The organism is Bacillus cereus (assembly GCF_007678085.1).
Lineage (GTDB): Bacteria > Bacillota > Bacilli > Bacillales > Bacillaceae_G > Bacillus_A > Bacillus_A cereus_BE.
The window spans coordinates 178,784-190,367 of sequence record NZ_VEDW01000003.1 but is presented as its reverse complement, the minus strand read 5'-3'; the positions used below and the strand labels follow the sequence as shown (position 1 = coordinate 190,367).

Genomic DNA, 11,584 nt, shown 5'->3' with positions numbered 1-11,584 from the left:
CTCATTACGCTTCTACTTCAAAATCACGTACATCGATTTTTCCTGTTACCGCCTCGTAGATTAGGGATTGGCGGTATTCCTTTAGTTTTTGGATTTGATTACTAACCTCACTAATACAATTTTCTAACACTCTTAATTCTTTATCGAGATACTCTACAATTTTTATCTGCTCCACTACCGGAGGCACTATAATTTTAAATTTATTAATGGTTTGTAACGTCAATCTTCTTAAAGCCGCTCCAGCGAGATAACTCTCCATTTGATCGAAATTTATTTTAGATCTCAGCCAGTAAGCCAAATAATAAGACCCTATTAATTGATTAGGTGTTAAAATTGCTATAGAAGATAATACGACATACTCTTCATTTGTTGTCACCGCTACTTTTCCTATAGTACCATCCTTACTTAGTAGTACATCCCCTCTTTGCGGCTGGCATCCACTCTTACATAGCTCTAAATAGTCACCTTCACTAATTTTTAATGCGTTCTTTACATTAACTTCACTATTTTGTATATCTTTTACAGTTACATATGAAAATCCATCATCCACTATTTCTGGTGAAAAATGAGAGCCATCTGTAATTCTCCCACAGTATCTTTTGAGTAAATTTAACTCCCAATGCTCAGGTATCTTACCAATCCACTCCACACCTGAATCTTTCATTTTCATATTTGGATTTAATCCTTTTGTTACAGCTTCTGTAATCATTGATTGACGTTTCTCTTCTAATAACGTTATTATTTTTTCCTTTTCAGTAATTAAATTATTTATTTCAAATACTTTTCTTGTTAAATATGAAGAAATTTTGTTTTGTTCCTCATCGTTTACTGGGCATACAATTGTTATATTTTTTACATCTTCAGTAGTTACAGCTTCAAATGTACTGCCTTTTAACCTTGTATTCAATTCCTTTTTTGCACTTAACAAACAAAACCATAAAAATTCCGTTGTAATCTTTTCTGCTCTTATAGCACATAACCCTCTACCAATGGCATAACTTACATTTGACATATTTAAAGCACCCACTGGCGCTCTTACTGAAAGTAATATATCTCCTTTTCTAGAGAGCTTATTAGGCTTATCACAATATATTTTAGGGATAGGGTATTGTTCGGTAAACTCAGCATTACCTTGAAGAAATGGAAAACCTATTTCCTTATCATTATAATCATCTGAAGATGGTGACTGGCCCATAATAATTTTTGCCACATGCTTTAATTTAGTAGTCTTCCAATGTATTGGGATATCTTTTATTAAATCATTTTCACTATCCTTATATTCCAAATATATTTTTTTCATCCCATCACCTTCTTCAACTTCTCTAAAATACTCGCCTCAAGCGCCTTAATCTCAGCCATAATTTCCTCTGAACTACGAAGCTTTGTATATTTATAGAACTGACGTGTAAATGGAATCTCATAACCCACTTTTGTTTTTGATTCATCGATCCATGCATCTGATACATGTGGTGTTACTTCACGCTCGAAGTATTCATAAATACCCTCTTTTAACGGAACGCTTTCTGTATCACGTAAGTCAGTATCTGGTTCAGCATCTGTTTTATTTTTCATACAAATATCCGCTGTTTCATCCTTCTCCGACAGACCAGCTAATATAGCCTTTAATACTGGTGCACCAATTGCTATATCTTCCTTTTTAAATTCAGCTTTTAATATCTTTATAAATTCTTCACGATTCTTAAATAACTCTTCACTTTCTAATCCACGTAACACAGCAATGATTTTTTCTTGTAGCGCTTTACCAGCTTCTATTTCAGCTAAGCCGTTATCACCTTTTTTCTTAGACTTTGCAAGGTTTTCGAACGCTTTTTGTTCTGCTACACGTTGAATACGTTCTTCAGAAATAAGGAAGTTTAAGCGTAATGGACGTTCTACAGTGATTTTTTGGTAACCGAAGTCTTCGTTATCAAAGATTTTAACGTGTTCAACTTCTTTAAAGTTTCCGTATAAACGAACAATTTCATCGATTTGCTCTTGTGAAATTTCGTTACGCTTGCTACCCATGCTCTTTTTCATTTTTTTCGAGAAGTCTACAGCATTTACAAGCTGTACTTTCCCTTTACGAATAGCAGCTTTATTATTTGTTAAAATCCAAATGTAAGTCGCAATACCTGTGTTGTAGAATAAATCGTTTGGCATAGCCACAATAGCTTCTACTAAGTCATTCTCAAGTACGTAACGACGAATTTCACTTTCCCCTGAACCTGCATCACCTGTAAATAATGGAGAACCGTTCATAATAATTGCAAGTCTAGATCCTTGTGGATTTTCTGCTGTTACTGGTTTCATTTTTGAAATTAAATGCATTAAAAATAATAGTTGTCCATCGCTCGTACGAGGTGTACCGGGACCGAAACGACCAGCATATCCTTGTTCTTCATGCTCCGCTTTAATTGGTTTTTCGTATGACTTCCAGTCCACACCATACGGAGGATTTGAGATTAAATAGTCAAATTTATCCCCTTTAAACTGATCGTTTGATAACGTATTTCCTAAACGAACGTTTTTAGCATCTGCGCCTTTAATAAGAATATCTGCTTTACAAATCGCATACGATTCTCCGTTAATTTCTTGAGCAAAGAATTCCAGATCCGCTGTTTTATTTAGCTCTGTTAAATATTCTTGTGCAACAGATCCCATACCACCTGTTCCAGCAGCACAGTCATATAGTGTTTGTGTCAATCCGTGCTTCGTTAAAATATCATCGTCCTGCATGAATAAAAGGCTAACCATTAAACGTACTACTTCACGAGGAGTGTAGTGATCACCCGCTTCAGCGTGCTCTGAGAAACGACGAATTAATTCTTCAAAGATGTAACCCATTTCTACGTTCGAAACCACTTCTGGATGTAAATCAAGCTCACTAAATCGTTTAATCGTTAAGTATAATAAATCATTATTATCTAATTTTTCGATTTGGCGATCGAAATCAAAATGATCCATAATATCGCGGGCTGTTTTTGAAAATCCATTAATGTAATCACGTAAATTATCTGCAATATTATCAGAATCACTTAATAGTTTTGTGAAATTATAATTACTCGTATTGTGAAAATTTTGCTTTGCAATACGATTTAAAATTGGTTCACGAGCATCTTCATTCATCACCTTAAATTTTTCAAAATTCGCTAGTACTTCATCTTTCGTGTTCTCTAATACACAGTCAAAACGACGTAAAACTGCTAGGGGTAAAACCACCTTTCCATAATCCTCTGGCTTGTATGGTCCACGCAAAACTTCTGCGATTGACCAAATAAAACTTACTTTATCTTGGAAGTTAATCATTATATATCTCCTCTATACTTTATATTTCTACATACTGAGCATGTAAACTTCTTATTTATACCTGTTATATGTTATCAAAAAATATCTATTCAGGCTGAATTTCCTTATACGGTAATAACTGTCCGTTTTAAGAATCCCTTAAAACGGAACCCCCTCAACCAACTCCAAAACATATCCCGCCATCAACTTCTCCAGCTCTTCCTCCCTACCAGAATGCAAGGAATACTCCCCACTCTCTAGTTTGATCGCAACGCTTGAGAACGGTCCTTCAATTAGAAATCGAAATCCAGCATCCGCATACTTTTCTGCTTCTGTGAACATTTCTCTTTCTTCTATTAGTTGTTTCGTTTTGTTGTAGATGAGTGATTGTAAAATAGTTTTTTCGTATGTTGTGAATGTGTAGGCTTGGCATAGTTCGATTCCTTTGTAGGATTCGTCTATTTTGCCTAGTCGTTGTCCTACACATGCACATAGTGTGAAGAAGGAGCTGTGTTGTTCAAATAAATGTTTTGTTCGTAAGTCTTTAAAGAATGGTAAGTATTCTTTGCGTACTTTGACACGTAATGATGTTTTTGTTTCTTCCATATAACTCCCTCCTCCTTATGAATGTTGCGGGATGAACATTGGATGCTCGATAATTTTTGTAACGCTCGGTTCGACGCTGCGAAGTTCGTAATATTTGCCCCAGCATCCTTTTTCTAAGAACATGGCTCTTTCGCGATCACCGAATTCTCTATCTGTTACGAGTAGTATCCATTGTGAACATACTTCCGGTAAGAAGCTTAATAAGTTCAGTTCATGTTTTGAAGATAAACGGCCGAACGGCGTGTCCATGAATAACGGCATTTCTAAGGAAGCATGTCCGCCTGCAACTTGTGCTAGTGCGGTAATAAAGCTTAAAGATAGTACTTGTCGCTGCCCTTGTGAAATGTTCGCTAGGAAAGAGTGACCGTAGCTGTTTAATACTTCTAATGAATAATCTTTTTTAATTCTTACTTCTTGAATATTCATATTTCCGCTATCATCTAATAGCTGCTGAAGATTATTTGTTGTTACTTTTTCTAGGTCGGCAATAATAATCTTTTCAAATTCTTTTATCATTTGATTAATTGCTTTTACAGCTTTTCCTGTTTCTTCTTGCTTTTTAGCAAGCTTCGCGTGTACGCCACTTTTCACTTTTAGATCGCGCAGAGCTAGTTCTAATTGCTCTTCTTTACGTTCAAGCTCTTCTATGCTTTCGCGCAATTGTTTCATATGCACATCTAACTGTACTTGTTGTTTATGTACATCATTTCGCTCTTTATTTAACGTAGATAAATCTTCAATTCCTGTGTCTGATAGTTGTTTATTTAAGCTTTCAACTTGTTGGCGAATCGTTTCTAATTCGTACTCTTTTTTACTCACTTCATCAAGCTTATATTTTAAGTCGTTTTCTTTATCTTCAAGGAAACCGATTAATTGTATAACGTTTGTTAGTAGTTCATAAAAAGCTTTCTTTTCAACGTTACGAATTGCAACTTTTTCTAGTCTCATAATGGATTCGTACTCTTTGGATCCTTCTTGCAGAGCAGTACCGCACATACATTTTAAATCGCTTAGTAAGTTTTGAATGAACTCTAAACCGATATCCATTTTTTCTGTTTGATAGTCGAGTACGATCTCTAGCTTTGTTTTAACAGAATGAAGAATATCTTTCGCTAATAGTAAAGATAGCGTGTTGTTAAAACCGACTAAATGTTGCATCGCAGCTCGTTGTTCCATCTGCTTTGTTTGAAGAAGTTCTTCTTGTTGTTTTAATTCTTTAATTTTCTGTGCTTCTTCCTGGAATTGCTCTAATTGTGTAGTAAGGTGATCCAAACGTTGTTCAGCTTCATCTAACCGTACGCCAGTTGTTTCTAGTTCTAGCTTAGCCTTTTCTTTCGCTTCATCATTTTCTAGTTTTTCTTTTAACTTCTTTTGATAATCACCAGAAGAATGTTTTTGTAATTCTTTTAGCACTTGTTTATCTAACGCTTGTAATACTTCTTGTGATTTAAGTAAATCATCAATTTTTAATAAGTTTTTTATACCTTTTGCGATTTCTTTACGTTGCTGTTCCGACGCTCTTGTAAGGCGCTCGATACGTTCTCCGTCAAAAAAGAAATAGTTTTTTACACGCTCATCTAATATTTCATTTACAAATTGCTGAATTTCTTCTTTATCTGTAATGACACTTCCGTTCGTTACATTTTTTAACTCAGCAGCATGTAATCGTTCAATTTTTTCACCTTTATCATTTTGCACCGCAAATATGGAACGGCTAATAGAAAATTCATTTTGATTATGAAGAAAATCAATTGTTACTGTACAAGTAACACCTTTTTTCTCACCATCATAATCTTCTTGCAATGCTTTTGTATTCGTTAAAACAATATCGTCTTTTCCATCAGCATCTTGATCTAAATACATATCTCCATATAAACCGAAGAGAAGACCGCGGTAAATACCTGTTTTACCGCGACCATTTTCACCTAAAATGACTGTCACAAGCCCTTCACTATTTACTCCTGCAAACGTAATGCTTTGCGTGTCGTAAAACTGTCTAAAATGATGAAAGGTGATTTTTTGAATTAACATGTTCTACACCTCCTGTATGTCACACTTATATTAAACTATCAATATCTCTATCTAACTTTTTCACTAAAGCTTGTGTAGATAGTTTTTTACGCGTACTCACTAACTCTACCGTTTTCAGCACAATTTTCTTCGTTATGTCTTCTTCTTTTTGTAAATACGGTTCAATTTTTTCTTTTAAGTCCTGTTGCAACTTTTACACCTCCACTAAGTGCTTAGAGATAAGCTCATCACCTATTTGAACGAAAGGAGCTTTTCCTTCGGCTAGTAACGTTTCTGTATCAAATAGCAACTCTCCATCCGCTGAGAATCCGTATTGCATTAACTTTTTCTTTACATCGCGCATTTTCGCTGATCCACCAAACTCTTTTACTAATATATATTGGATAAAATCTGTCTCTGATTGAATAGAGCTTGTACGAGGTACGATAATTATTCCCCTCGAACCTAGTAAAATAAACTCTCCATCTCGTTTTAAACAATCTACGAATAAATCAATTGTCCAAGATAAACCTCCATCTAATTCTGGAAGGTTTTCAGATAAACATTGTTCTACCAATATAAAGTTTTTATCATTTATTTGCTGTTCTCTCGCTAATACGTCTAATACCGTATTTTTTAACATAAGTTGCTTTTCTGCATTCCATCCAATTGTCATTTCGTGTACATACTCAGCATACTGGCCTCTCGTATAGTAAAAAATTCGATCCGAGAGCTGTAGTGTAATATCCAAAGCATTTTCACGAGCACCTAGTTCATTGACAAGCCAATCCATTACCTCTTCTCTTGAAACCTCGTATCCTTGCTCTAGAATATAATCTTCTACTAAAGTTCTAATACTAGCAGTTTCTAACTCACTTCCGATTTTCACGATGTGTGGGTAACGCGGCAACATAAAATGATCGTCACACTTGGAACGAAGTAAATAATAGAGTAAGTAATTTGTATGAATTCCATTTGCAATGCAGTATGATTCAAACTCTTTAAATATGCCATTAATTTGAAACTGCGGAATTTCTTCTAATTTCTCGTTTATACGCTTTATAATCGGATCAAATATTTGAACTGGCATTTGATCATAGAATTCTAGCAACGTGTATTCTCCATGATTACTCTGAATAATATCTTGTGTACTAGATAAAGTGAATTCCACCGTAAACGGCTTCCAACCACGATTTACTATAAACTCATCTCTTAATTCTTTCGTGCTCACTTCATGCCCTTTACTTCTAATAAAATCTCGAAGTAAATCTGCATTTCTTATACTTCCTGTGTCCCCTATTTGAATAATTTTCGGGAACTTTGGTAGTGCAATATGGTCAGAACCATATTGTCTTAATAATGTGTACAATGCATATTCTGTTGGAACGTCGTTTTCTAGTAGTACATCTTCATATTGATCGAACAAATATGTAACCGTAATAACCGGCTTCTTCTCTAATTTGTTAGCTGCTTCTTTTGCTATTGTCTCGATTAATTCTATATTCGGCTTAACGAAGCTACTGTGAATATAAATACCTCTGCCCCATAAATAAATCGTATCTGAAGCTTCATCTCTCGTACAAATAGCAGGAAAATCTCTTTCGCCATGGAATGAATTTGGCATTATTTCATTTGCCTTCTCATTTAACATCTCATACTCTTTATATACTTCAGCACCATTCGGGAACTGTCTCAATACAATCTCAGCTACATCAATTTTCTTCGCTTTTGCTAATACATATTGATTTTGATCTGTCTGGCGCATTATTTCATTACAAGTATTCCTTACAATAAACGGAGACACTTCTAATTTCGTTGCAACATTCTCGATCATTTCCTCATATTGCTCTTCTTCTAACAATTTCCCTTTTAATCGTTCAGAGAAAATATTAGAAATTTGTCTATCAAATTCTTGTAACTCAGCTTTCGTTAAAGTAGTGAAAAATTGATTATCAAAACAAAGGTATATATCCTCTAACTCTAACATTTCTAAAACTAAGTACTCGTAAAAAGTGTTCTCTGTGAAAATGTCATTTTCCATAAAGTTTCTATTAGCTTCTAATTTATTTCGGAATAATTGAAACCATACTTCCGCTTTCATTTTAATCTTTCCAACTGAATTTTTAACAATTTGTCGGATTCTTTCACGCGTTACATCATGATTTTGCGCTGTTTCTTCTAATGTTGGGCGCTTTCCATTTAATGTTCCTTCATACCGTTCGCGCATAATCGCAAGAGCTTTCTCGTTTATCTTCAGCTTAGTATGAATACTTCCTGTTTCTATCATTTCTTGCAGCATTTCTATTAACTGATCTGTTTCGTACTGCATTCTCTCGTCCGCCGTCATTGTTGCATAAAAACTTTCTTCCTGTTCTCTCTTCTCAGCAATTTCTACCTTTTCTTTTAAGTGTTGTAGGAATCTCTTCACAACTGACTCGCCAACACCTTGAAACTTTCTTAATTCCTGTAAATCGAGAGGAAGTTGTTTATACTGATGAATACCAGCTTCTTGCATTTTTTCTATTAGTGATGGGCAACTTAAAAAATCGCCGTATTCTAAAGATTCTTCTTGTAAAGAAGACGGAATCGCTACTCGCTCTCCTTTTAAGAGCACTTCTTCTCCTTGTGTTCCCATCGGTTCAACGATTACTTCTACTTCTTCAAGTTCCCCTATATTTCCAAGTTGCTTAAAGAATTTTTCAATTACTTTAGGACCAACCCCTTGCATTCCTTCTCTTAATGGAAGTAGGTCTTTCGGAAGCTTTCCTATCGTATGAACACCGAATTTACTCTTTAATTGACTTATAAAATTATTACAACCTGTAATTAATTCAGTTGTAATCATCGTATCTTTCATATCAATAGGAATAGTTAGGCATTCCGTTCCTAGACAAACCACAATTCCAGCCTCATTTTGCAAATCTTCTTCGATGTCGTTATGTATATTTTCTTCTACGACACTACTGGGACTGTCGTCATCTGTATCAGACTCTTCGTGCTTTAAACAATTTAAAAATTCATCAAACGCTTCTGCTGTAAGCCAGCGAACTGCAAACACTGGCAGTCCATGTAATTGTTTTATGTTTCGCACACCAAACTTAGCAAATAACTCTGTTAAGTGTTGTGGAATCTTCTCGCTTAATGCTTCATTTTGTGTAGTATTTATTTCTATTAATACTCGCTCTTGTTCCTGAGGCAAGTTCACAAGCTTCGCTAAATTCCCTTGATACTCACAGCCTAAAAACCATAACTGGACTGCTAAATCATAAAAAGCTTGTTTATCTTTTCGATACCAATCACGTAAATGATCTTCTTTTATTTCTCCAAAATTGTCTAAATGAAAATGTTCGCCAAATGTATAAACTGGGCTTCCTTCATATTCATTCAGACGCAATTCAAATAATCGAGAAGGAACGATCAATTGTTGATCAGTCACTTCTCTTTTTTCTACTACTTGCTGCACGACTTCTTTTTCTTTCTCCTGCCCAACTTCTTTCGGCACATCTACTTGCTTCGGTTTTTCTACTTCCTTTTTAGGAGTACTTTCCTTTTTCTTAGGACCATCACTATAACTTCCCATTAAAAACCAGGCTGGCTTACGCTTTGTCACGCGCCCACCTTTAGCTGTGTAACGGAAATAAATTTTACGTGATTTTAATGGATCTAATACCTCTTTTAATTCCCAACCACCAATTAACCAAAGAGATCCTCCAGCAGAACGTTTATCAATGATTTCTATATCATGACTTTGCAAATAGCTCATTAAATCAAAGTCTTCTTCTAAAATTTCCGTATCAGTTGTTTCTGCTTTTTCAGGCGTTTTTTCTTTAATAACTGGCTCCTGTACTTCTTCCTTTACAGGTATTTTTTCTTCAATAACCGGCTCTTGCTCTTTTTGTTCAGTTACAACTTGTACGACTTCTTTCTCTTTTTGCTGCTCCTGCGTTAACTTGAGTAATGTCTCCTGCATTTCTCGGAACTTCGCTTCAAGTGTTTTTTCTACTGTTTCTGCTACGGTTTGTTTAATATCATCTGTATTAACCTTCTGCTCTGTAACAGCTTTCGGGCTTACATATGCTGGCGCCTTAAAATTAACATCTCCGTATAATTCCATGAACCAAACTGCCAAGTCATATGTAAGTTTATGAGCTTTTAATGCATCTTCTACACTTCCAAAATTCGCTTCATGAACCGCTTTATTTCCCATCTTGCGAATCCATTCAAATCGGAAATGCATTTCTTCATTTAAAATCCCTTCACGGTATAACTTATGTATCACTTCAACGTGCTTCATTTCGTAATATACATTAATATCTTCCAATTCCATTACATACTTCGCTAGCTTTTCTGCAAAAAGCCTCGCCTTTGATAAAGCAGACGGAACATCGTTATACACTTGCTTCTCTAACGCTTCTGCAACATCAGCCAACTTCTTATACTTTGGCTGTAAAAAAGAAAATAAAAATTCATTGCTCATATACTCTGTCCTTTCTATTTAAAAATAGCTCTTCATATTTTATAAAGGAAAGTTCAATCCTATAGACTATCATTATCGTAATTACATGTAACTACTATTTCTTTACATTCTATTCCATTATAACATTAAAACCAGCACTAATAACGTCACTTTCCGCTGTATATTCTTCCAAAAATATTACAGTTTTGCCTATTTTATATTTTAATATAACAATACATTATTATCTACCATACATCTCCAACAACTTCCTACCTTCCTCAACAACCTCTTCCCTCAACTCCCTAGGCTTCATCACCCTAACCGAGGCACCCATTCCTAAAATCCATTTCTTAATCGACTCTTTCCCGCTCATGGTTGCATGGAAGAGAATGCTGCCGTCCTCATTATGTTCTATCTTTTGGTTCTCTCCCCAAATGGATTCTGGTACGGATACGGCGAATGGTGGATAGATGAGTAACTCTACTTCTAACTGTTCTTTCATAATGCCGAATTTCGGAAACTCTTCTCGGATATCGAAATTGTCGGGTATTTTATATGTATCATACAAAGTTTTAATATCTTTTATTCGAGATAGTTTAAACATACGTTTTTCTTTTTTATCATTACATAGGGCTAGGCAATAAAAGAATTCGTTGTAGTGCACAAAGCCGTACGGATCGATAATTCGTTCTGATCTTTCACCAGACAGATTCTCATACTGGATTTTTACTTTGCTTCTTGTAAATAGCGCTTCTTGTAGTTGTACATATTTTTGATTTTCATTCGAAAATGCATAATTCGGCTTCGATCTTTGCACAAAATATATATGGCGGTCTTTATTCGTTTCTACTTTCCGAACGGCATTCAATTTGTCTAACGCTACTTGTGCGTCTCGTGAATAAATATCATTACCTTTTGAAACTAGTTTTTTAATAGAGAATGTTAATGCATCTAGCTCTTGCTGAGACATATTTTTAATAGGAAATAGCGATGTATTCGAAAGAGAATAACCACCGTACCTGCCTTTTGTTGTTTCAATTTTAATACCTGCCATTTCAATATCATCACGATAAATACGGACCATCCGCTCTTTCACTTCTAACAACTCTGCCAACTCACTAATCCTCATTTTCCCTCTCGCATGCAGGAGCTCAATCATATATAGACAGTTACTTAATTTACTCATATAATTCCTCGTTTCTATTCATCCATCCTCATTCAAGTATA

7 protein-coding genes are annotated in these 11,584 nt (G+C 35.1%); all 7 read right to left on the bottom strand.

Translation table 11 applies throughout. The annotated features are described in order from the left end of the window. Positions 1–4: 4 nt before the first annotated feature. On the bottom strand, positions 5–1,300 hold the full coding sequence (locus FS742_RS14575; RefSeq protein WP_144613194.1) for a restriction endonuclease subunit S: 1,296 nt from the start codon (positions 1,298–1,300) through the stop codon (positions 5–7). After that, complete coding sequence (locus FS742_RS14570; RefSeq protein ID WP_144613192.1) at positions 1,297–3,306, bottom strand: type I restriction-modification system subunit M; 2,010 nt, start codon at positions 3,304–3,306, stop codon at positions 1,297–1,299. Before FS742_RS14570 ends, FS742_RS14575 begins: the two co-directional genes overlap by 4 nt. A gap of 138 nt (positions 3,307–3,444) precedes the next feature. Then, positions 3,445–3,891, bottom strand: a complete 447-nt coding sequence (locus FS742_RS14565; protein WP_144613190.1) for a hypothetical protein — start codon at positions 3,889–3,891, stop codon at positions 3,445–3,447. A 15-nt stretch (positions 3,892–3,906) separates the two neighbouring features. Next, a complete protein-coding gene (locus FS742_RS14560) occupies positions 3,907–5,922 on the bottom strand; it encodes an AAA family ATPase (RefSeq protein ID WP_144613188.1) in 2,016 nt (671 codons plus the stop codon). A 25-nt stretch (positions 5,923–5,947) separates the two neighbouring features. Then, entirely contained in the window at positions 5,948–6,112 is a 165-nt protein-coding gene (locus tag FS742_RS27595; RefSeq protein WP_170952767.1) for a hypothetical protein, read from the bottom strand. Positions 6,113–6,115: 3 nt separating this feature from the next. After that, positions 6,116–10,378, bottom strand: a complete 4,263-nt coding sequence (locus FS742_RS14555; protein WP_144613186.1) for a sigma factor-like helix-turn-helix DNA-binding protein — start codon at positions 10,376–10,378, stop codon at positions 6,116–6,118. A gap of 220 nt (positions 10,379–10,598) precedes the next feature. After that, entirely contained in the window at positions 10,599–11,543 is a 945-nt protein-coding gene (locus tag FS742_RS14550) for a helix-turn-helix transcriptional regulator (protein WP_144613184.1), read from the bottom strand. Between the last annotated feature and the right edge of the window lie 41 nt (positions 11,544–11,584).